This is a genomic window from Shimia aestuarii (genome assembly GCF_900114635.1).
Lineage (GTDB): Bacteria > Pseudomonadota > Alphaproteobacteria > Rhodobacterales > Rhodobacteraceae > Shimia > Shimia aestuarii.
Map to the genome: position 1 here is coordinate 1 of NZ_FOTQ01000013.1, position 20,967 is coordinate 20,967.

Consider the following 20,967-nt stretch of genomic DNA (forward strand, 5'->3'; position numbering starts at 1 on the left):
CTCGCCCCCCAATCGAAACCCGACCTGAATGCCTTCAACTGGGAAGATCCCTTCCTGTTGGAAAGTCAGCTGCTTGAAGACGAGCGGATGATCCGTGATGCGGCCAAGGCCTATTGCGATGAAAAGCTGATGCCGCGTGTGACGGCGGCGTTCGAGAACGAGCAGACCGACCCCGAGATTTTCCGTGAAATGGGCGAAATGGGCCTGTTGGGCACCACGATCCCCGAGGAATACGGCGGCATTGGCGCGGGTTATGTGAGCTATGGCCTGGTCGCGCGCGAGGTTGAGCGGATTGACTCAGGCTACCGCTCGATGATGTCGGTGCAAAGCTCGCTGGTGATGTACCCGATCTATGCCTATGGCAGCGAAGAGCAGCGTCAAAAATACCTGCCCAAGCTGGCCAGCGGTGAATATATCGGATGTTTCGGCCTGACCGAGCCGGATGCGGGCTCTGATCCCGGCAGCATGAAGACCACCGCCAAGAAGGTTGACGGCGGCTATGTGCTGAACGGATCGAAGATGTGGATTTCCAACGCGCCGATCGCGGATGTGTTCGTGGTCTGGGCCAAATCGGATGCGCATGGCGACAAGATCCGCGGCTTCGTGCTCGAGAAGGGCGCCAAGGGTCTGAGCGCGCCCAAGATCGCGAACAAGGCCTCGTTGCGGGCCTCGATCACGGGTGAGATCGTGATGGACAATGTCGCGGTGGCTGACGATGCGCTCCTGCCCAATGTCGAGGGTCTCAAGGGGCCGTTCGGCTGTCTGAACCGGGCGCGCTATGGCATTGCCTGGGGCGCGATGGGCGCGGCCGAGTTCTGCTGGCACGCGGCGCGTCAATACGGGCTGGATCGCAAGCAGTTCAACAAGCCGCTGGCGCAGACGCAGCTGTTCCAGCTCAAGCTGGCCAACATGCAGACCGAGATCTCGCTGGGCCTGCAGGCGGCGCTACGGGTGGGCCGGTTGATGGACGAGGCCAACGCTGCGCCGGAGATGGTGTCGATCATCAAGCGCAACAACTGCGGAAAGGCGTTGGAAATCGCCCGCCACGCGCGCGACATGCATGGCGGCAACGGCATCAGCCTCGATTTCCACGTGATCCGTCACATGGTCAACCTGGAAACCGTGAACACCTACGAAGGCACTCACGACGTCCACGCCCTCATCCTCGGCCGCGCACAGACCGGACTGCAGGCGTTTGCTTAAGCCTTGCCGCGAAGCCGGGCCGTGGCCCGGCTGTCGACCTCGGGCGGCGATCCCGTGAATTCCACTCCGAACAGGTCGCGGGCCTGTTCGGGGGTGTAACGGCCCAGCCGAACATCATTTCGAACATCGTCAACCGACCTTTCAAACGGGTCGCCATAGCCGCCGCCGCCCGGCGTACGGACATGAACCCGATCCCCAGGTCCGAGCGGAATATCCTGTTCCTTGGAAAGGTGTTCGGGGGTGTAGGGTGCGCCGTCGCGATAAACCGTGACAGTATTCACGCCGCCATCCTTGCCTCCGAGAACCCCCTGAGGCCCGAACCGGCCATGATCCATCACGAAACTTGCCTTGGCCGCGCCGCGGCGCAGTTCGACTTCGTAGTCCAGTCCAAAGCCGCCACGGTGCAGTCCCGCGCCGCCTGATCCTTCGTGTAGTGCATATCGGTGGTAAAGTACCGGGAAAGCCTGTTCCATGATTTCAACGGGCGGGGCCTTGGAAATACCGATGGTGGAACAGCCATTGGACAGGCCATCGTGATCGGCATTGCCGCCATAGCCACCGCCAGAAATCTGGTACATCACGAAATCCCGCCCGCGTTGGGGATCATGACCGCCCAGCGCAAAATTGCCGCTGGTGCCGGCCGGAGCCGCGGTGACACGATCGGGCAGGGCGGGTACGAGGGCGGCAAAGACAGCCTCGGCAATACGTTGCGAGACCTCGGCCGCGCAGCCCGACACAGGGCGTGGGTATTGTGCATCAAGGAAGGTGCCCGCGATGCCGGTGATTTTCAGAGGCTCAAATGCTCCGGCGCTCATCGGCACTTCGGGAAAGATATGCCGCATGGCGAGGTAGACTGCGCTGTAGGTGGTGGCCTGAACCGAGTTCATGGGCCCCTGACAGGGCGGACTGGACCCGGCAAAGTCGAAGACAAGCGTGTCGCCATTCTTGGTGATCCGCAGGCGGATTTCCAGAGGATCGTTGATCACGCCATCACTGTCGATCCAGGCCGACGAGGTGTATTGCCCGTCCGCGATGTCGGAGATGAAGGCGCGCATCTGGATGGCAGCACGCTTGCGAAGTTCTGAAATGGCCTCGGAGACGGCCGCGTCCCCGTAGCGATCAAGCAATTCGTTGAGGCGCTTTTCACCGACGAGAAGTGCTGCCGCCTGTGCCTTGACGTCTCCGATCCTCTGGTCGGCCACCCTTATGTTGGAGGAGATGATCGCGAAGATCTCTTCGTCCAGAACGCCCTCTTTGAATAAACGCACCGGGGGCAGGCGCAGCCCTTCTTGTTCGACCGCTGTTGCCGAGGCAGAGAAACCTCCGGGTACGACACCTCCGGTGTCCGGCCAGTGCCCCGTGTTGGAAAGCCAGCAAAAGAGCTTGCCATTGCGGTAAAACGGGCGGGCAAATCGCACATCCATCAGATGCGTGCCCCCAAGATATGGGTCGTTGACGATATAGATGTCGCCGGGCTTGGGCTTTGCAGCTTTGCCCTCGTCGATCATTCGGATCAGAGTGCGGGTGGAGTATTGCATCGTGCCAACAAACACCGGAAGGCCACCGGCCCCCTGTGCGATCAGGGCGCCGTCTTCGGCCGCATAGATCCCGTCCGAGCGGTCATTGGCTTCGGCGATCACAGGGGAAAAGGCGGCGCGGGAAAAGCTGAGGTCCATCTCATCACAGACCTGCTGCAGACCGGCCTGAATGACGGTGAGGGTGATGGGATCAAGGCTCATGAGATGTCTCCGATCCGAACGATGATATTGCCATCCGCGTCGCCCTGGGCGTGGTCGCCCGGTTCAATGAGGATGGTCGTATCCATCTGCTGAAGGATGGCGGGGCCGTCGAGGGCAAAGCCGATAGGCAGGTGTTCGCGCTGGAAGATAGGTGTATTCACCCAAGTCCCTGCAAAAAACACAGGGCGGGTGCCGATTTGCGCCTCGTCCAGCGTGGATTTTCGCAAAGCCGGGTCAAGGAGCACCGAGAGGTCAAGCGCGGCGCGAGTGCCAATGATCGAGCAGTTCACATTGACAACATTGGCGCGGATATTGTCGAGAGCCACATGGAATCGGTCGAAATACGCGGCTTCGAACAGGGATTGTAGTGTGTCTAGGTCGATGTCGGGGCGTTCGAGGGGTACCCGCAGAAGATGCGTTTGACCGACAAACTGCATATCGACCGAATAAAGGTGGCGCACTTCGGAGATGGCGATGTTTTCTTTGGAAATGACCAGTTCGCCCTGTTTGGCCTGGTCCGCGAAGATGCCGTGCAGGTGGGAGGGGTCCAGGGCGTTGAGCGGCGTGTTGATGGTGCGGACGAAATCATGTCGCAGATCGGCAACCACACAGCCAATGGCATTGGTGATACCCGGGCGAGACGGGATCAAAACGCGAGGAATGCCAAGTTCGCGCGCAAGGGCACAAGCATGCGACGGCCCCGCGCCGCCAAAGGCAAACAGCGCAAAATCGCGAGGATCGGCTCCGAGAGAGATCGACACCATGCGGATTGCCCCGGCCATCTTGGTATTGGCAATCCTGATCACGGCTTCGGCGGCCTCCGTCGGCGAAAGCCCGAGCTTGCTGCCAAGCCGGTCTGCAAAGATGTCCTTTACCTGTTCAAGCGTTACGCCGCCTTTGACGGAATTGAGGCGTGCAGGGTCCAGTCGGCCAAGCAGCAGATTGGCATCGGAAATGGTGGGTTCCGTGCCGCCTAGCCCATAACAGATCGGGCCGGGCGTGGCGCCCGCGCTTTCAGGGCCGACTTCGAGAAGGCCCGCCGGGTTCACGCGTGAGATCGAACCGCCTCCTGCACCTACCGTGCGGACATCAACCATGGGCACATGGATCGGCATGGCGTACTCGACCTCGATCTCGTTCGAGACCGAGGGTTCGGCATTTCGGATCAAGGCGACGTCGGTTGACGTTCCACCCATGTCATAGGTGATCAGGTTGCCTTGTCCGGCTTTGCGTCCGACATAAGCTGCGGCCATGACTCCAGAGGCCGGGCCAGACATCACCGTCTTTGCGGCCTCCAAGGCCACGCGGGAGGAGCTGACCATCCCGCCATTGCCATTCATGACGAGCACATCCCCGTCATATCCATTGGCGCCCAGTTCCGAGACAAGGCGGCGGATGTAGCGGTCGAGCAGGGGTTGCACAGCTGCATTGGCGGCCGCAGTCACTCCCCGTTCGAATTCGCGGCTTTCCGACAAGAGCGCATGCCCCATCGTGATGTGGTCATTGGGCCAGAAGGTGCGCAGGATGTCGGCGCTGCGGCGTTCGTGATCGGGATTGGCATAGGCATGAAGGTAGTGAATCACGACGGATTCACAGCCCATGTCAAGGAGTTGCCGCCCCGCATCGCGCACGGCGTCTTCGTCGAGCGCGGTCACAACCTTTCCGTCACAATCCATCCGCTCGGGGACCTCAAGTCGCAGGTCGCGTGGGATCAGTGGCTGAAACTCCCCCTTCATTCCATAAGGCTGCGGTCGGGTGCGTCGGCCGAGTTCAAGGATGTCGCGGAAGCCGGCCGTCGTAATGAGACCGGTTTTGGCAAGCTTTCGCTCCAGCACAGCGTTGGTTGTGGTGGTGGTGCCATGCACGATCAGGTCAAGCGCGGCGAGGTCGCATTCTGCCGCCTTCAGCGCGTTCAATACCCCAAAGGCCTGATTGTCCAGCGTGCTGGGCACCTTGGCGAGCTTCACTTGCCCTGTGGTCTGATCCAGTGCGACGAGATCCGTGAAAGTACCGCCAACATCGACGCCAACAACGGCCCGCGAAGATTCGCCCATCCGGTCCTCCGTTAGAAAACTTGTTTGTGTACGAATGATGTGCGCAGGTCACGCCACCTGTCAATCCACGGTGAGTCGCGCTGTTGCAGTCACAGGCACATCGTCCAGAACATAGGCGCGGTGATCGTTCGTGTTGAGCGTGACCCGGATTTCGTAACTTCCCGCGGGCAAAACCCCGAGCGACGCGGAGGGTGCATAGAGCCGCTGAAGCTTGAGACCGTCCAGATAGAGATGGCCATGCCCGGTGCCCGGTACATGCGGGCCGTCGACCAGATCAGGGGTAAATTCGAAGTCGCTTGAGATGACGCCAACCTCCCAGCCTTGCGCCGTTTGGTTCACGCGCAAAGCGATTTTTGGCGCAGGTTCTCCTTCGCCGACCTGGCAGATATCGCCGATGCCAAACAGACCAAAGGATGCCGCTGCGCCTTTGGTTTTGGGCGCGACAAGTCTTGCCCGCGTCGTGATATCTCCAGCCTTTTCGAATTTCAGCGTCACGGGCAGGGTGCGCCCGTCGTCCAAATCACCTTTTATATCAGACAAATACAGGAATGCGCCGTCTGCCGAGAGCGACGGGGTGCTTGCCGAAGGTACCGCCAAGGTTGGCATTGGGCCCTCGATCCGCGTTGTCGCGGCGACCTCGGAGGATGCTCCAACAAGCCGGTCCGGTCCGCCCGTGTTGGTCAGCTTCAAAAACACGCCAATAGCGCCCGGGTCCCCGTCTATCGGGGCCGCAACGGCATCGGAGATCAGGATTTCATGGGACGTTCGCGGGACGAATTGCCAGATTGCCATAGCGATGAGCATCATCGCGGCGAGAACAAATCGCAAAGTGTTTGTGGCTTTCATCCAATTGCTCCGACGCTATGATCGCGCCATGATGATCCCCCATGCAAATCTGCGGATCAAGTCCGCGACGCCTTTTGCCTCTTTCTTGATTGCGTTGGCCGTTCCCAACCTGGCGCAGGCACATGCCTCAGAAGGGGGATTCGTGCTGCTGCTCCCCACCGATGTCTACATTTTTTCCGGGGCGGCCAGTGTTGCGCTGACCGTCTTGCTTCTGGCCCTCTTGCCGGAACGCCTGCTGTCTCCGATGTTTTCTTCTGTTCCCATGTCGAGGACGCGGGGATCGTTGGCGCCACTGATCACGAGCACGCTTGTCTGCCTGTTCCTGTTCTGGTTGGTGCATGTCGGCAGGACCGGGCCACGCGATCCCTTGGCAAACCCGTTGCCGTTGACGATCTGGTCGTTGTGGTGGATTGCGTTCGTGTTTCTTCAAGGCATGTTTGGTAACCTCTGGAGATGGATCAACCCTTGGACGGGGCCGGTGGCTCTTGCGCGCAAGATATTGGGAATAAAGCCGTTTATGTCGTTTCCCTCCAAGCTGGGGCACAGTCCTGCCGTGATGATCTTTTTGCTGTTCGTTGCGGTTCTTCTTGCCGATCCGGCTCCGGCGGATCCCGCGCGACTGGCGGGGTATGTTGGCGGCTATTGGTTGTTCAGCTTTCTGGCTATACTTGCCTTCGGGCCGCGCTGGCTTCATCGGGGCGAGGGGTTCACGGTGTTTCTGCGCCTTTATGCCAGCTTGGGCGTATTCGGGCGTATCGGGGGTCGATTACGCCTTGGGCTCAATGGTTGGCAGATATTGCGAATGCGCAAGGCTGCACCCTGGATGGCCGTTCTCATGCTCGTCATCCTTGGCAGTGGCAGCTTTGATGGGTTGAACGAGACGTTCTGGTGGCTGGACCTGATCGGGATCAATCCGTTGGAATATCCCGGTCGTTCGGCAGTGATTGCCCAGAACCTGATCGGCCTCGGGGTCGCCAATGGGCTTCTGATATCGGTTTTTGCGGGTGCGGTCTGGCTTGGTTTGCGGCTTGCCAAGGCGGACCTATCGCTTGGAACCGCGTTTTGTCTGTTCGCCCCCACGATCTTGCCGATTGCCCTCGGCTATCACTTTGCCCATTACTTCACGAGCTTCCTTGTGGATGCGCAATACGCATTGGCGGCGGCATCCGATCCGATGGCCAACGGGGCCGACTATCTCGGCCTTGGCACGTTCTACGTCACGACCGGGTTCTTCAATACGCATGACAGCGTGCGAGTGCTTTGGCTGACACAGGCGGGCGCGGTTGTTTTGGGGCATATCCTGGCTGTACTGCTTGCCCACGCGGTCGCGTTACAGCATTTCGGCAGCAATCGGCGCGCGGCGCTTTCTCAGGCGCCACTTGCCATGTTCATGATTTTTTATACATTTTTTGGACTTTGGCTGCTTGCATCGCCCCGCGGGTTTTGAAAAAAGGCCATCCCTCTAGACAGAACGCCGGTTCGTTTGCACTCTAACAAGTATAACGAGTCCGGGTAACGGTCCGAAATTTGATGCCGACAAAGGGGGAAATTCGATGACCAAAACCAAGAAACCACCACTGCAACCCACGCGCCGCGATGCGCTCAAGACGCTGGCGCTTGGCGCTGGTGGAGCCGCGGCAGCCACCAGCCTTCCGCTTTGGGCCCGCTATGCCAGCGCCCAGAGTTCGGAGCCGATCCGCGTTGGCTTTCAGGTGCATCGCACCGGAATCGGCGCTGCCTATGGGCGCTGGTATGACCGCACGACGATGGCGGCGGCCAAGCTGATCAACGAGAACGGCGGAATCAATGGCCGCCCGGTCGAGATCGTGGCCGAAGATGACGGTACCGACCCGAAACGTGGGGCGGAGGTTGTCGAAAAATTCGCCACCCAGCACAACTGCGACATCGGCTTCGGCACGCTGTTCAGCCATGTGGTGATCGGCTCCGCGCCGCGCGCCGGCGAACTGAAGCTGCCCTATTTCGTGGTTTCCGAAGGACATCATGTCGCCAGTGGCATGTTGAACCGTTACACGCTTCAGCCGGGCATTACCGACGTGAAAAGCCAGGTGCAGGCGATGGCGCCTTTCGTGGCATCCAACCTTGGCAAGAAGGTCACGATGATCTTCCCGGATTTCGCATTCGGGCATGACCACCGCGACTATTTCACGGCGGCGATTGAAGCGCAGGGCGGCGAGGTTCTGGAACATATCGCGATCCCGCCGACGGAAACGTCGTTTACCAAGTATTTTCCCAAGATTCCCCGCGATACCGAGGTGATTTATCACGTCATGGTGGGGCCAGCGGTTCTGACCTTCGTTAAGGAGCTGGGCGAGTTCTTTGGACCGCAACGCCCCGAGATGTTTGGATTTATTGACAGCCTGGAGGCCGTGGACATCGGCAGCCCGGGACTCGAGTTCCTCGAAGGGACCTATTTCTGGGAGGGCAACCCGCGCTATGCTCAGGCTGATCAGTCACCATATGATGCCTTCTTCCGGGAACGGGTCGGCGTGGATGCAAATGGCGCTTCCGTGAGCGATCCCAAGGATGTGTCGACCTATGCGCACATGTTCGGTTGCTGGGAAACACTTCATGTGGTCAAGGCCGGAATGGAAGCGGCGGGGTATCAGGGACCTTCTGATCGGGCCAAGCTGATCGAAGCGGTCGAGGCCATGACCGACATGGCGCATTCCAACGCGCACCCGCAAGGGGCCAAGGTCTTCAATGGCAAGACGCATCAGGTCTTCGGCCACCAATACATCACCAAGGTGACGGACGGAAAACTGCTGCTCGTGCACACCACATCCATAGAGGATACGCTCTATCCCGACGAGGTGGACTACACCACACAGCCGCTCTGAGGCAAATACCGCCCGGCGCTGTATTTTACTGCGCCGGGCGCTTTTTCACGAAAACGCAAACCGCGCAGAGGTGGCGAGCAGTACATGGAATTTGGACCGTATCTGATGCTGGCCACGCTGGAAGGCGCGGTGACGGCGGCAGTGCTGGCGCTGACCGCTGTCGGGCTCAGCCTTGTCTTCGGGGTGATGCGCGTGGTGAACGTGGCGCATGGCGAGTTTTTCATGCTTGGCGCCGTGCTGGCCTGGTGGGCCGCAGGCCTTGTGGGCGGGCATCCGGCTCTGGGCTTCGGACTCGCCATTCTCGTTGTACCGATTCTGGTCGGATTGATCGCCGTGGCTGCGGATGTGACAATTCTCAAGCGCATTGATTACGATCCGGAACGCACCATCGTTGCGACGATTGGTATCCTGTATATAATTCAGCAGCTTACTTTGATGACCTACGGCCCGGAGGCGCGCCCGGTTGAGGCGCCGTTCAACACGCGATTGGCATTGCCCTGGTTCGAGTTCGCAGACGGCCGCCCACAGATCTACTGGCCGTGGGGGCTGAGTACGACGAGTTACAAACTGGGCGTCATCGGGGCCGCCGCAGCTGTGCTGGTGGGGGTCTGGGCGCTCATGACTCACACCCGGATCGGGTTGTTGATGCGGGCCACGCAGCTTGATCGCGAGATGGCGCTGGCCTTTGGTATTCCCGTCGAGCGGGTCTATGCGCTGGTCTTCGGGCTAGGTGCCGGACTGGCGGCGCTGGCCGCGGTGTTGATCGTACCCATCCAGCAAGCCCACTACCTGATGGGAGGCGACCCCTTGCTGCTGTCCTTTATCGTGGTGATCATTGGCGGATTGGGAAGCCTTCCCGGAACCGTGGTGGCCGCTATCCTGATCGGGGTTTCGGACGGGATCATCTCGGTCTTTTTCTCGCCGACGCTGGCCAAGATCCTTGCGACGCTGCTCGTCGCACTGGTGCTGGTGTTCCGCCCCCAAGGGCTTTTCGGAGCGCGCCGGGCATGAGTAACACGAAGAAGACGCTGGTCTTGCACCTTGGACTCCTCGTGGTGCTTTTCGCGCTGCAGTTTGTTTTGCCAGCTTACCATCATGGCAATCTCGCCCGGATTATGGTGCTTGCCGCATATGCGGTTGGGTACAATATCCTCTTTGGCTACACTGGTCTCCTGAGCCTCGGACACGCGTTGTTCTTTGCCGCCGGGATGTACGGCATGGGGCTGATGATCAATCAATTTGGCGCCGCACCTTTTCCGGCCTTGATCGCGGGGCTTTTGGCGGGCGCCTTGGTTTCTTTGGCCTTGGGGTTCCTTGCGTTGCGTACCGAAGGGGTGGCGTTCATGATCGTCACGCTGATGTTCGCGCAGGCCGGATACCTGACCGTGCTGTATTTCGGAACATACACGCGGGGGGATGAAGGATTCGTAATCCAGCAGGCCGAACGGGTGCTTTGGTGCATTGACCTTTCCGATCCGACCAACCGGTATTTCGCCGCCTTTCTGATTTTTGGCGTTAGTCTCCTGCTTACGCTACGGTTGGTGCAAACGCCCTTTGGCCGAGTCCTGATTGCCATTCGTGAAAACGAGGAACGCGCGCGCATGCTGGGCTATGATGTGTTTGCCCACAAGCTTGCCGCCGTTGTGCTGTCTGGCACGATTTCAGCAATGGCCGGAGCAGGTTACGGGCTGTTGTTCGGCTATGTCGGAGCCAGTTTTGCCTCGGTCCAATACTCGATATTTCCTCTTCTCTGGGTGCTGCTCGGGGGAGCGGGCACGGTTCTTGGGCCATTTGTCGGAACCCTGTTCATGTTCTACCTGATCGACCTGAGTTCGGGACTGACCTCGGCCTACATGCTGATTGCAGGTGTGGTTCTTGTGCTGCTAACGCTGTTTGCGCCACAGGGGCTGGTTGGAGAACTGCGCAACCGGTTGTGGAAGGAACTTCCATGAGCCTTTTATCCACACGCGGTTTGTCCAAGAATTTTGATGGGTTACAGGCCGTCAGCAACGTCGATTTTGATCTTCCGGAAGGGCAAATTCGCGCCTTGATTGGACCAAACGGGGCGGGCAAGACCACGTTTGTTAGCCTGCTTTGTGGCCGGATCACTCCAAGCAGCGGTTCGGTATCCTTTGACGGACGAGATATTTCGAAATTGCCAGCCCACAAGCGGATCAACCTAGGCATGGCTTATACGTTTCAGATCACCTCGGTTTTTGCCAACTTGAGCGTGTCTGAAAACGTGTCACTTGCGGCCCGCAAACGCGTGCGCGGGCCGTCGGTCATGACAGTCGTGCAGCAGGTTCTGGACAAGGTGGGGCTAGCGGATCGGCTTGATCAAATAGCAGGCGATCTGAGCTATGGGCATCAACGACTTTTGGAAATCGCCATGGGGTTGGCTCAGGCGCCGCGGCTTCTAATTCTGGATGAGCCGACACAGGGTCTGGCAGACAGCGAAATCACGGCTTTCAAGTCACTGATCCGTGATTTGTCGTCGACAACGACGATTCTCTTGATCGAACACAACATGAGCGTTGTCATGGAAACCGCTGATATCATAACTGTTTTGAACTTTGGAGAGGTTCTGGCCGAGGGCTCGCCTGCCGAGATTCACGCAAATGCGGAGGTTCAGACCGCATATCTGGGGACCGGGTGATGCTTGAGGTGAAGGCAATCAATGTCGCCTATGGCAAGGCGCAAGTGCTGCGGGACTTGTCCTTGCGCGTGGAGGCCGGGGAAATCCTGTGCCTTCTCGGGCGCAACGGGGCCGGAAAGACCACGACGATGAAGGCGATCATGGGCTTGTTGCCGTTGATGTCGGGTCAGGTCGTCGTGGCGGGCGAGGCGATCTCGGATCAGCCGCCGCACAAAGTGCCGGGGGCCGGGGTGGGGTATGTGCCGCAGGGGCGGCGGCTGTTTTCGGAACTGACGGTGGCGCAGAACCTGGAAATCGGGCTGGCGGCCAACCGCTCGGGACAGGCGGTTCTGGATAATGTTCTTGAGCTTTTTCCGCGGCTTAGAGAGCGTTGGTCGCAGAGGGCGCAGACGCTTTCGGGGGGGGAGCAGCAGATGCTGGCGACGGCCAGGGCATTGTGTCTGCAACCCAAGGTTCTGCTGTTGGATGAGCCGACCGAAGGGTTGCAGCCCTCGATGATCGAGGCGATCCGTCAGGTCATCACCGTCATGCGCGAGCGCGGCGTCGCGATATTGCTTGTGGAACAACGGGTTGACGCGGTTTTGTCAGTCGCCGACCGGGTCGCTTTCATTGAAAACGGGCGCAATCTAGAGACCGTATCTGCCGACGAAATCCGCGCAGATCACAGCATTGTCGAGCGTCACCTCGGGGTCTGAAACCGGGTTTCGGTATGACGTCGGTATCACGTCGGTATTGCGTCGGTAAACAGGCGCTCAGGTCAGTTTGTGCAATAGCATCAGGAAGATGGCCTGTTCACCGTCGGTGAGCGGCGCAAGCGTATCGCGAGTGATGGCATGCGCGGCGGGCACAAGCGCGTCATAAGCTTCCCACGCGGCCGCATTCGGTTTGAGCAGCAGGCGTCTCTGGTCGTCAGGGTCAGGGCGTTGGTCGACAAACCCCTTGCGGCGCAAGCGGTCCACGACACCCTTGATCGTGGCCGCATCCATGGCCGTTGCCCGTCCGAGCGCGTTTTGGGAGGTTTCACCCAATTCACAGAGCTTGGCCAGCGCTGCGAACTGGGTCGGTGTCAGGTCCGGGATGTGGGCCGCAAACAACCCTAGGTGACGTTGGTTGGCCCGGCGCATGACGAAGCCGACCTGGTCATCCAAAACATAGTCTTTGGTAGGGGCATCAGTCATGGCAACATCCCGGTTCGAGCGGCTTTTGTTGACAGGTTTTGTACGCTGCCGCAAACTCATTTGCGTACAAACAATAATCAACCAACCTCCAGCAGGGAGGGGAGACGCCAGAATGGGGAAGTATCATCGCCCCTGCAACCTGAAAGACGCGCTGTCCGTGTTGGCGGGGGGCGACGTAACGCTTGCAGCCGGATGCACGGACCTGTTCCCCACGACACAGGCACAGGAATTGCCCGGCTCTGTCCTCGATCTCACAGCTGTGGAGGGCCTGCGCGGTATCACGCGGACCGAGGCGGGATGGCGGTTGGGGGCAACGACGACATGGACGGATGTGCTTCGCGCCGAACTGCCGGGCGGGTTCGACATGCTCAAGGCAGCAGCGCGCGAGGTCGGTTCCGTCCAAATCCAGAATGCGGGCACCCTTGCGGGCAACCTGTGTAATGCGTCCCCGGCGGCGGATGGGGTGCCGCCTTTGCTGGCTCTTGATGCGCAAGTGGAAGTGGCGTCGGTGGACGGGAGCCGGGTTTTACCTCTGAGCGATTTTCTGGCTGGCGTGCGCCAGACCGCCCTGCACCCCGGCGAGATGGTGGTCGCGGTGCATGTGCCGGAGGCAGCGGGGCGCGGGCAGAGCGTGTTTCACAAGCTTGGCGCGCGCAGATACCTCGTGATTTCCATAGCGATGGTTGCGGCCCGGATTGTTGCGGAGCAAGGCGTGATCAAGGACGCGGCGATTGCAGTGGGCGCATGCAGCCCGGTGGCGCAGCGCTTGTCGCGGGTCGAGAACAGCTTGCGCGGTTTGCCGCTTCGGGACGCGGCCTCGGCGCTGCGTCGGGTTGATATTGATCCGGGCTTGAGCCCGATTTCGGATGTGCGCGGCAGTTCCGACTATCGCGAGGATGTCGCGTTCGAGTTGGTGCGGCGTGCATTGCTGGACCTAGGAGGAGCGGACGTATGAAGGATGGCTCCGGGCTCGATCTGGTTGTGAATGGCGAACCGCATCACGTGTCGGCGGCCCCCGGTCGGCGGCTTTCCGATGTGTTGCGTAACGACCTTGGGCTGATCGGCACGAAGGTGGGTTGTGACGCCGGGGATTGCGGGGCCTGTTCGGTGTTGGTGGACGGCGAGGTGGTCTGTGCCTGCCTGACCCCGGTGGCCCATGTCACGGGACGGCGGATTGAGACGGTCGAGGCGCTGGCTGATCCGGGGCCGGATGATCTGCAGCGGGCCTTTTTGCGGCACGGCGCGGCGCAATGCGGGATTTGCACCCCCGGGATGTTGATAGCGGCGACCGCGCTGGTGCGCAGGACCCAGACGCCAACGCGGGCCGAGGTCGAAGACGCGCTGGGTGGGGTTCTGTGCCGCTGCACGGGATATACCAAAATCGTAGACGCGGTTTTGGACGTGGCCGGGCAGGGCGCCGGGCCGGAGCCGATTGGGGGGGAAGCCATTGGAGCGCGGGTCGAGAGGCTGGACGGTGTGGCCAAGGTGGTTGGCACGGAAAGCTATGGCGCCGACGCAATGGCGGAAAATGCACTCGAGGTGCGCGCCGTCCGGTCGCCGTTTGCCCATGCACGATTTGACTTTGGCGACCTTCCAGGATGGGCCTCTACACAAGGGGTGCAGGTTTTCACGGCAGCGGACATCCCCGGAGAAAACAGGTTCAGCGTGATCCCGGCTTTTGCCGACCAACCCGCTCTTGCCGAGGGCGTTGCCCGGATGCGAGGCGAAGCGGTGGCGCTTGTCGCCGGGGACGGGCGCACCATGGATGGGCTGGATCTCGATCACTTTCCGATCCGTTGGGAAGAGCTGCCCGCCCTTGAAGACGTGACTGAGGCGCGAAAGGCGCAGGCCGCGTTGATCCATGCGGATCGGGCCGAAAACATCCTGATCGCGGGACATGTGGAACGTGGCGCGGCGCAGGACGCGTTGGCGCGGTCAACGCATGTGGTCGAACGCGCCATGCGGACCGGATATGTGGAACATGCCTATATCGAACCCGAAGCCGGGATCGCGTGGATGGAGGGCGATGTTCTCAACATTCGGGCCTGTACTCAGGCACCGATCATGGACCGCGATGACACGGCGCGGGTTTTGGGTCTTGCGCCCGAGAAAGTGCGGATCAGGCCTGCGGCGACTGGGGGCGGGTTTGGATCGAAGCTGGATGTTTCTCTGCAGCCCCTGATTGGTCTGGTGGCGCTCAGGACTGGGCGCGCGGCGCGCATGGTCTATTCGCGGCGGGAAAGCATGATGTCGACCACAAAGCGACATCCCTCAAAGATGAGCGCACGGATTGGCTGTGACGACGCGGGGCGGCTGACGGGCATGTGGTTTGACGGGGATTTCAACACCGGAGCCTATTCGAGCTGGGGCCCGACGGTGGCGGTGCGGGTGCCGGTGCATGCCTCGGGACCTTACGTGATGCCATCTTATCGCGCCGAGGCGCGGGCCGTGCATACAAATGGTCCGGTGTCGGGCGCGTTTCGCGGTTTTGGCGTGCCGCAGGCGGCGATCATCCAGGAGACACTGTTTGACGAGCTGGCCGAGGCGGTAGGGCTGGATAGGCTGGCGTTCCGGCGCAGGAACGCAATGCGGGACGGGGATGTGTCTGTCTGTGGTCAGCACATGCGGGGTGTGGGCATCGCGGAATGCCTTGAGGCGCTGCAGGCACCGTGGGACGCAGCCATGGAACGGGTGCGGGAGCTTAACGCGTTGGGCGGCACTGTGCGCTACGGGATAGGTGTGGCCTCGTGCTGGTACGGTTGTGGCAATACGGCCTTGCCGAACCCGTCGACGATCCGCATCGGGCTGACACCCGAGGGGCGGGTGGTGCTGCATCAGGGGGCGATGGATATCGGGCAGGGCGCCAACACGGTGATTGCCCAGATCGCGGCAGATGCGCTGGGGATGCCGGTGCATATGCTTGATCTTGTCGATGCCGATACCGGGGTAACGCCCGATTGCGGCAAGACCTCGGCCAGCCGGCAGACGGTTGTCACCGGCAAGGCGGCGATGCTGGCGGGGCGGGCGCTGCGCGCTCAGGTGCTGGCGTTGACGAATATGGGCGACGGGGCCGGGATCACGCTTGGTGACGGCGCGCTTGTGGTCAGCGACGGCGCACGGTCGGCGCGAATTGATCCGGCCGCACTCGCTGTCAATGAACACGGCTATGTGCTGATGGCCGAGGAAAGCTATGACCCGCCGACCAGCGCGCTGGATGAGAACGGGCAAGGGACGCCCTATGCGGTTTATGGCTATGGCGCGCAGCTGGCCGAGGTGGCGGTGGACACGCGACTTGGCACGGTGCGGGTCGAGCGCATCACGGCGGCGCATGATCTGGGGCGGGTGATCAACCCGCTTCTGGCTGAAGGCCAGATCGAGGGCGGGATTGCACAGGGGCTTGGGCTGGCGCTGATGGAGGAATACGTGCCGGGGCGGACCGACAACCTGCATGACTACCTGATCCCGACCATCGGGGATATGCCGGAAATCCGTTCGATCCTGATCGAGAAACCCGACCTCGAGGGGCCGTTCGGTGCCAAGGGGTTGGGAGAACATGTGCTGATCCCGACCGCGCCGGCCATCCTGAATGCCATACGCCACGCCTGTGGTGCACGGATCGACCAGCTTCCGGCACGCCCGGATCGGGTGTTGGCGGCAATTCGCAAGGCGGAGGGACGCGGATGAACGAGACACACACGCGCCGTGTGCGTGAAGAGAAGATCCGTTGCGATGCCTGTCCGGTGATGTGTTACATCGCCGAAGGCCGGATCGGGGCTTGTGATCGTTATGCCAACGAGGGCGGGCGCATCGTGCGCTGTGACCCGCTGACAGTGTTGGACCGAACCATTGCAGACGGGCGCGAGGTGCGTCCTTTCCTGATCTCGGAATGGGATGGGACACTTGCGGCGGATGACCTGTTCGTGACCGCCGTCGGATCGGGCACAACCTATCCTGATTATAAGCCCGCGCCTTTCCTCGTAAGTCGCGAGGTGGACGGGGCCGATTTCGTGACCGTCGTGACCGAGGCGATTTTCAGCTATTGCGGGGTCAAGGTGAAGATCGACACCGACCGCCATCTTGGCCATGAAGGCGCGGTAGTGCGCCATGCGGGCGAGGCCGTCGGGCTGATGATTACCAGTGAATATGGCAGCCAAATGATGTCTCTTGGGGGGGTCGACCACCTCACCGGGGGCTCCAAACCCGAGGGGCGGGTCACCTGTGATGTGTTGATGCGTCTTTGCAATCGTGAGGCGGTGGAACTGAATGTTGACGGTGGAGCCACCGTCGTCGTGCAGGCTGGCGAAGCCCCCATTGTGGACGGGCACAGGGAAGAGCGGATGCGGGTAGGCTGCGGATCGGCGACGATTGGCATGTTTGCAAGTCAATGGAAAGGGTTAGTGGATGAAGTTGTTGTCGTTGACGATCACATAACCGGCGTCGTTAGCGAACATCAGGCGGGCAAGGTTCTGGACTGGCCGGACACCGGCATCCGCATCAAGGGGCGCCGGTCGACGCCGGGGCGGTACTTCCAAGTGGCCGAGCCGGGTCTTGGTTGGGGCGGCACCAATATCGAGGATCCATTGACCATTCTGGGCGATTGGCTTCCCAAGAAGGGCGCGCGACCGGGATTGACGTTGCTGATGGTGTCCACGACGGGTGAGCAATTCGGCTATTACGTACTGGATAACGATCTTGTGCCGCGCCAGCGCCCCCTGCCGGATACGTTGCAACCGTCCGTCGATCTGATTGCCGAAAACTGCGAACCAGCGCTGTGCACGGTGATGTTCATGGGCGGGGCTGGCGGATCATTGCGCTCTGGTGTGACCAAGAATCCGGTGCGTCTGACGCGCTCGGTTCAGGAGCGGCGCACACGGGTCACGGTGGGCGGCGCCGAGGCCTATGTCTGGCCCGGCGGCGGGATCACTATCATGGCGGATGTGACCCGGATGCCGGACAACGCCTTTGGCTATGTGCCGACTCCGGCGATCGTGGCGCCGCTGGAATTCACGGTGTCGCGCGAAGAGTACCGCGCGCTTGGCGGTCACGATGAAGCGGTGCGTGATGTTCATGATGTGCTCGAAAAAGGTGGGGAATATGGCGACCAGGTACGCGCCGTCGCACCGCCCAAAGCGACGAAATGACCGGCGCGCAGATCGCTTTTCTGCCTGATGGCCAAAGAATGCATCTGCATCACGGGCCGATCGACCTGGTTGTCGATGTGACCGGGGCGGGGCGCGCGCCGGCGCTGCGCGAGGCTGCGCGGCGGTTTGAGACACTTCTTGACGAGCTGGTGCTTGACCTAGAACAGCTTCGGTGCCCAGTTGACGCGTGTAATGGGCCGCTTGGACCGGTCGCCGAAACCATGAGGCAGGCCGCGAAGGCGCATTTGCCGATTTTCGTAACCCCCATGGCCGCCGTGGCGGGCGCCGTGGCCGATGAAATCGCGCGGGTGATCGGGGACCATGATTGCGTTGAAACCGCGTACGTGAACAACGGCGGCGACGTCGCGCTTGTGCTGGCACCGGGATCAACCTTGCGCGCGGCCCTGGCCGAGGGTGGATTTGCCGAGATCGGTCATGACAGCCCCGTGCGTGGCGTGGCGACGTCGGGCTGGCGTGGACGCAGCCAGTCATTGGGCATTGCCGACGCGGTGACGGTTCTTGCTGAAAGCGCAGCCAAGGCGGATGTGGCTGCAACGCTGATCGCCAATCATGTCGATCTGCCGGGACATCCAGCCATTGCGCGCATGGCGGCCAGCGCGCTTTTTTCGGATAGTGACCTTGGCGAGCGGGCCGTGACGGTTGATGTTGGCCTGCTTGATCAAGGTGAAGTCGCAGAGGCCCTTGACCGTGGGGTTGCCTATGCCCGCCAGTGTCTTGATCGCGGGTTGATCCAAGCGGCCCATTTGACGCTGAACTCCGATACCCGCCTTGTTGGCGGGGTATACCATCTGAACCGAAAAGAGGATCTGACCCATGCCTGACTTTGCTTTGCGCAAGACCATGCTGTTCATCGAGGATATCCATCATGATGGCGGGCCGGTCGCCGATCACCCCCGCCGCCGCGCGGCCATGGTCGCGCTTGTCAGGAATCCGTTTGCGGGGCGTTATGTTGAGGACCTGCAGTCGGCGATGGACGATCTAAAGCCGCTTGGATTGATGATGACCGACCGCCTTATCGAGGCGATGGGCGGGATCGACGGGATCGACGGTTATGGCAAGGCCGGGCTTGCCGGTGAGGCGGGCGAACTGGAACACACGGCGCTCTGGCATGTGCCGGGGGGATATGCCATGCGGGAACGGTTGGGAGAGGCCAAGGCGATTGTGCCGTCGTCGATGAAGATTGGTGGGGTGGGGACGCGGATCGACATCCCTCTGGGCCATATCAACGCGGCCTATGTGCGCAGCCATTTTGATGGCATGGAGGTGGGCGTGCCGGATGGTCCCAGGGCGGACGAGCTTCTGTTTGCGCTGGCCATGAGCCGTGGTGGGCGCATTCATCACCGCATGGGTGGATTGCAGGTGCACGAGGTCGCGGGCAAGGACGGTCTGCGATAAGCGCATAGCATGACGCGGGTGGACCGGGGAACCTTATGCGGTCTATCCTGTGTTCAGTCGACTGGGGGCAGGTGCATGGCAGGGTATATTCGGGCGTCCGTTCTGGAAGGGTTGGATCATATTGCCGCCCGCGAAGGACAGGACCTCGTAACGATCCTTTCGCGCTATGGTCTGGATCATTCCATTTTCGAAGCGCGGGAAACCGAGATCGATTTCGAGGACGCTTGCTCTATTCTTGAAGACTGTGCACGCAGTTGGAAGGTTCCCGATCTCGGCATTCAGCTGGCCCGCCTGCATTCTCTGGAAACCTTGGGCGTGATCAGCCTTGTCACCCGGATGGAACGCACCGTGCGTGACGCGGCCAAGGCGTTGTTGCGCAACCAGTTCCTGCACACCAATGGGGTTGTGACATCGCTGCGAGAAATCCCGCAGGATGGGCTGGCCGAGGTGATCTATGCCCCGCTGAGCATCACCCGGCCAAGGCAGGCCCGGGAAATGTCGCTGGTGATGGGTCGCAATGTGCTGCGCGAGCTGGCCGGGCGGGCGCCGGAAATCCTGTCGGCGGAGGTGATGTTTGCCGCGCCCTTGGGCAAGGATTTCCTTTCGGCCGAGCTTGGATGCCCGGTTCGCTACGGCGCCAACAGCTATTCCTTCCTGTTTCGGAATGATGTCCTCGACGTCAAGCTGACCAAACAGGATGTCGCCTTTCATCCGATCATCCGCCGCTACCTTGCCGAAATCACGGTTGAGCGTGGCATACCGTTTTCGGAAACCGTCAAGCTCGAGGTGTTCCGACAATTGTCGCTGGGAGTGTGTTCGCAGGACAAGGTGGCAGCGGCGCTCCGGATGCAACCACGATCGCTTCAGCGCAAGCTCAAGCAGGAAGGCACGAATTTCCGAGAGATCATGGACGAACAGCGCCGACGTCGGTCGTTGGCGCTGGTGCAGCAAACGGACCTGCCCTTGGGCGAAGTGGCGCTTGCCGTGGGCTATTCGGACCAGACCGCGTTCAACCAGGCTTTCCGACGCTGGTTCGGACGCACGCCGCTCAAGGTGCGGCGGCGCGAGGGGTTGAGCGCCGCCTGATTTCCCCTAGCTGGCAAGCCGCGCCGTGTCAGGCTCGGCGGCGCTCAGCCAGTCGCACCATGCCTGTTTCCACGATCCGGCAAATTCGATGAACTCGCCCGGACCGGTGTCGGTCAGGGTCCGGGTGTCGCGCGCGACGAGATAGTGTTCCGGATTGTCCAGTGCGATGAACTCGGGCGGGTGCGGCAGGCGTGCGGCAAGGGAAATCGTCTCGGCCCAGTCCGCTGCACGACCCGCCATGTCCGTCACCACACAGGAGCGCGCAGGTGCACTGGCCAGGGATGTGCGCGGGGCACGTCCCATCACGCTCAGCGATGGGGCGAGAAGCGACAATGAGCAGACAGGCACGGGGTTGCCTTCACGGGTGCAATGTGCCAGCCATTTGAACCCGATCAAGGCGCCCGAGCCGAACGTAGCAATATGCATGGCGCCTGCGTTAGGCAGGACGGATCGGATCAGCGCGTCCAGATCACGTACCAGGGGCGAAAACCGTTCACCACCGCCCTCGCGCCAGGGGCGCGCCCAATGCACAAGGTAAAGGGGCCGTTCGCGCAGCGTCAAAAGCGATGCAACTTGCCTGACGCGGATCAGGATGTCGGACCGCCCGACGTCGGTCAGATCGGAGATCAGGACAAGAGGTGCCTTTTGGCCATGGGCTTGGTCGGTCAGGCGCAACAGGCGTGTCGTGCGCGTGCTGCCCGCGAGCGTGCCGTATGACATGGAAAATTCCGCGTCCATCATAGTCGGCTCCTGTTTTGTGTCGTCGGCGGAAATGCCGTGCGACAATAAG

At 61.1% G+C, this 20,967-nt stretch carries 18 protein-coding genes; 13 read left to right on the forward strand and 5 right to left on the reverse strand.

The window, feature by feature from the left end; translation table 11 throughout:
• Positions 1-24 precede the first annotated feature (24 nt).
• Entirely contained in the window at positions 25-1,203 is a 1,179-nt protein-coding gene (locus tag BMZ35_RS19140; RefSeq protein WP_093096787.1) for an acyl-CoA dehydrogenase, read from the forward strand.
• On the opposite strand, the gene BMZ35_RS19145 is transcribed toward BMZ35_RS19140, so the two are convergent.
• Genes BMZ35_RS19145 through BMZ35_RS19155 form a run of 3 tightly spaced genes read right to left on the reverse strand, consistent with a single transcriptional unit; the run spans position 1,200 to position 5,842 of the window.
• Positions 1,200-2,942 (reverse strand): hydantoinase B/oxoprolinase family protein, encoded by a 1,743-nt coding sequence (locus tag BMZ35_RS19145; protein WP_093096660.1) that lies wholly within the window; start codon positions 2,940-2,942, stop codon positions 1,200-1,202. The two genes, BMZ35_RS19140 and BMZ35_RS19145, sit on opposite strands and share 4 nt — an antisense overlap.
• Positions 2,939-4,996 carry a hydantoinase/oxoprolinase family protein gene (locus BMZ35_RS19150; RefSeq protein WP_093096663.1) on the reverse strand — a complete coding sequence of 686 codons (2,058 nt, stop codon included), beginning with the start codon at positions 4,994-4,996 and terminating at the stop codon, positions 2,939-2,941. Before BMZ35_RS19150 ends, BMZ35_RS19145 begins: the two co-directional genes overlap by 4 nt.
• Positions 4,997-5,056: 60 nt before the next feature.
• Complete coding sequence (locus BMZ35_RS19155; protein WP_093096666.1) at positions 5,057-5,842, reverse strand: copper chaperone PCu(A)C; 786 nt, start codon at positions 5,840-5,842, stop codon at positions 5,057-5,059.
• Between the two features lie 28 nt (positions 5,843-5,870).
• On the opposite strand from BMZ35_RS19155, the gene BMZ35_RS19160 reads away from it, so the two are divergent.
• From BMZ35_RS19160 to BMZ35_RS19185, 6 genes are all read left to right on the forward strand, one after another.
• Positions 5,871-7,289 carry a hypothetical protein gene (locus tag BMZ35_RS19160; protein WP_242654863.1) on the forward strand — a complete coding sequence of 473 codons (1,419 nt, stop codon included), beginning with the start codon at positions 5,871-5,873 and terminating at the stop codon, positions 7,287-7,289.
• A 106-nt stretch (positions 7,290-7,395) separates the two neighbouring features.
• Complete coding sequence (locus BMZ35_RS19165) at positions 7,396-8,700, forward strand: ABC transporter substrate-binding protein (RefSeq protein ID WP_093096669.1); 1,305 nt, start codon at positions 7,396-7,398, stop codon at positions 8,698-8,700.
• An 84-nt stretch (positions 8,701-8,784) separates the two neighbouring features.
• Positions 8,785-9,711, forward strand: coding sequence for a branched-chain amino acid ABC transporter permease (locus tag BMZ35_RS19170; protein ID WP_093096672.1), 927 nt, complete (start codon positions 8,785-8,787; stop codon positions 9,709-9,711).
• Positions 9,708-10,652: a branched-chain amino acid ABC transporter permease gene (locus BMZ35_RS19175; RefSeq protein WP_093096675.1), complete on the forward strand. Its 945-nt coding sequence runs from the start codon at positions 9,708-9,710 to the stop codon at positions 10,650-10,652. The genes BMZ35_RS19170 and BMZ35_RS19175 overlap by 4 nt, the downstream gene beginning before the upstream one ends.
• Positions 10,649-11,356, forward strand: a complete 708-nt coding sequence (locus BMZ35_RS19180) for an ABC transporter ATP-binding protein (RefSeq protein ID WP_093096678.1) — start codon at positions 10,649-10,651, stop codon at positions 11,354-11,356. The genes BMZ35_RS19175 and BMZ35_RS19180 overlap by 4 nt, the downstream gene beginning before the upstream one ends.
• The gene (locus BMZ35_RS19185; protein WP_093096681.1) at positions 11,356-12,051 is read left to right on the forward strand and encodes an ABC transporter ATP-binding protein; all 696 of its coding nucleotides are present in this window, start codon (positions 11,356-11,358) and stop codon (positions 12,049-12,051) included. The genes BMZ35_RS19180 and BMZ35_RS19185 overlap by 1 nt, the downstream gene beginning before the upstream one ends.
• Before the next feature lie 57 nt (positions 12,052-12,108).
• Here the strand turns inward: BMZ35_RS19185 and BMZ35_RS19190 are convergent, their stop codons facing one another.
• Positions 12,109-12,534 carry a MarR family winged helix-turn-helix transcriptional regulator gene (locus BMZ35_RS19190; RefSeq protein ID WP_093096684.1) on the reverse strand — a complete coding sequence of 142 codons (426 nt, stop codon included), beginning with the start codon at positions 12,532-12,534 and terminating at the stop codon, positions 12,109-12,111.
• Positions 12,535-12,646: 112 nt separating this feature from the next.
• On the opposite strand from BMZ35_RS19190, the gene BMZ35_RS19195 reads away from it, so the two are divergent.
• The 6 genes from BMZ35_RS19195 (at position 12,647) to BMZ35_RS19220 (ending at position 20,177) form a co-directional block, all read left to right on the forward strand.
• On the forward strand, positions 12,647-13,489 hold the full coding sequence (locus BMZ35_RS19195; RefSeq protein WP_093096687.1) for an FAD binding domain-containing protein: 843 nt from the start codon (positions 12,647-12,649) through the stop codon (positions 13,487-13,489).
• Positions 13,486-16,218: a molybdopterin-dependent oxidoreductase gene (locus BMZ35_RS19200; protein WP_093096690.1), complete on the forward strand. Its 2,733-nt coding sequence runs from the start codon at positions 13,486-13,488 to the stop codon at positions 16,216-16,218. Before BMZ35_RS19195 ends, BMZ35_RS19200 begins: the two co-directional genes overlap by 4 nt.
• A complete protein-coding gene (locus tag BMZ35_RS19205; protein ID WP_093096693.1) occupies positions 16,215-17,675 on the forward strand; it encodes a 6-hydroxynicotinate reductase in 1,461 nt (486 codons plus the stop codon). Before BMZ35_RS19200 ends, BMZ35_RS19205 begins: the two co-directional genes overlap by 4 nt.
• Positions 17,672-18,517 carry a UPF0280 family protein gene (locus BMZ35_RS19210; RefSeq protein WP_093096695.1) on the forward strand — a complete coding sequence of 282 codons (846 nt, stop codon included), beginning with the start codon at positions 17,672-17,674 and terminating at the stop codon, positions 18,515-18,517. Before BMZ35_RS19205 ends, BMZ35_RS19210 begins: the two co-directional genes overlap by 4 nt.
• Positions 18,510-19,091 carry an amino acid synthesis family protein gene (locus BMZ35_RS19215; protein WP_093096696.1) on the forward strand — a complete coding sequence of 194 codons (582 nt, stop codon included), beginning with the start codon at positions 18,510-18,512 and terminating at the stop codon, positions 19,089-19,091. Before BMZ35_RS19210 ends, BMZ35_RS19215 begins: the two co-directional genes overlap by 8 nt.
• A gap of 75 nt (positions 19,092-19,166) precedes the next feature.
• Positions 19,167-20,177 (forward strand): AraC family transcriptional regulator, encoded by a 1,011-nt coding sequence (locus BMZ35_RS19220; RefSeq protein WP_165610138.1) that lies wholly within the window; start codon positions 19,167-19,169, stop codon positions 20,175-20,177.
• 6 nt (positions 20,178-20,183) lie between these two features.
• Here the strand turns inward: BMZ35_RS19220 and BMZ35_RS19225 are convergent, their stop codons facing one another.
• Positions 20,184-20,918 (reverse strand): hypothetical protein, encoded by a 735-nt coding sequence (locus tag BMZ35_RS19225; RefSeq protein ID WP_093096701.1) that lies wholly within the window; start codon positions 20,916-20,918, stop codon positions 20,184-20,186.
• Positions 20,919-20,967 lie beyond the last annotated feature (49 nt).

Bases quoted from the DNA above. Each gene is read 5' to 3' on its own strand.
- BMZ35_RS19145 (WP_093096660.1), bottom strand. From the start codon at position 2,942: ATGAGCCTTGATCCCATCACCCTCACCGTCATTCAGGCCGGTCTGCAG.
- BMZ35_RS19150 (WP_093096663.1), bottom strand. From the start codon at position 4,996: ATGGGCGAATCTTCGCGGGCCGTTGTTGGCGTCGATGTTGGCGGTACT.
- BMZ35_RS19155 (WP_093096666.1), bottom strand. From the start codon at position 5,842: ATGAAAGCCACAAACACTTTGCGATTTGTTCTCGCCGCGATGATGCTC.
- BMZ35_RS19160 (WP_242654863.1), top strand. From the start codon at position 5,871: ATGATGATCCCCCATGCAAATCTGCGGATCAAGTCCGCGACGCCTTTT.
- BMZ35_RS19165 (WP_093096669.1), top strand. From the start codon at position 7,396: ATGACCAAAACCAAGAAACCACCACTGCAACCCACGCGCCGCGATGCG.
- BMZ35_RS19170 (WP_093096672.1), top strand. From the start codon at position 8,785: ATGGAATTTGGACCGTATCTGATGCTGGCCACGCTGGAAGGCGCGGTG.
- BMZ35_RS19175 (WP_093096675.1), top strand. From the start codon at position 9,708: ATGAGTAACACGAAGAAGACGCTGGTCTTGCACCTTGGACTCCTCGTG.
- BMZ35_RS19180 (WP_093096678.1), top strand. From the start codon at position 10,649: ATGAGCCTTTTATCCACACGCGGTTTGTCCAAGAATTTTGATGGGTTA.
- BMZ35_RS19185 (WP_093096681.1), top strand. From the start codon at position 11,356: ATGCTTGAGGTGAAGGCAATCAATGTCGCCTATGGCAAGGCGCAAGTG.
- BMZ35_RS19190 (WP_093096684.1), bottom strand. From the start codon at position 12,534: ATGACTGATGCCCCTACCAAAGACTATGTTTTGGATGACCAGGTCGGC.
- BMZ35_RS19195 (WP_093096687.1), top strand. From the start codon at position 12,647: ATGGGGAAGTATCATCGCCCCTGCAACCTGAAAGACGCGCTGTCCGTG.
- BMZ35_RS19200 (WP_093096690.1), top strand. From the start codon at position 13,486: ATGAAGGATGGCTCCGGGCTCGATCTGGTTGTGAATGGCGAACCGCAT.
- BMZ35_RS19205 (WP_093096693.1), top strand. From the start codon at position 16,215: ATGAACGAGACACACACGCGCCGTGTGCGTGAAGAGAAGATCCGTTGC.
- BMZ35_RS19210 (WP_093096695.1), top strand. From the start codon at position 17,672: ATGACCGGCGCGCAGATCGCTTTTCTGCCTGATGGCCAAAGAATGCAT.
- BMZ35_RS19215 (WP_093096696.1), top strand. From the start codon at position 18,510: ATGCCTGACTTTGCTTTGCGCAAGACCATGCTGTTCATCGAGGATATC.
- BMZ35_RS19220 (WP_165610138.1), top strand. From the start codon at position 19,167: ATGGCAGGGTATATTCGGGCGTCCGTTCTGGAAGGGTTGGATCATATT.
- BMZ35_RS19225 (WP_093096701.1), bottom strand. From the start codon at position 20,918: ATGATGGACGCGGAATTTTCCATGTCATACGGCACGCTCGCGGGCAGC.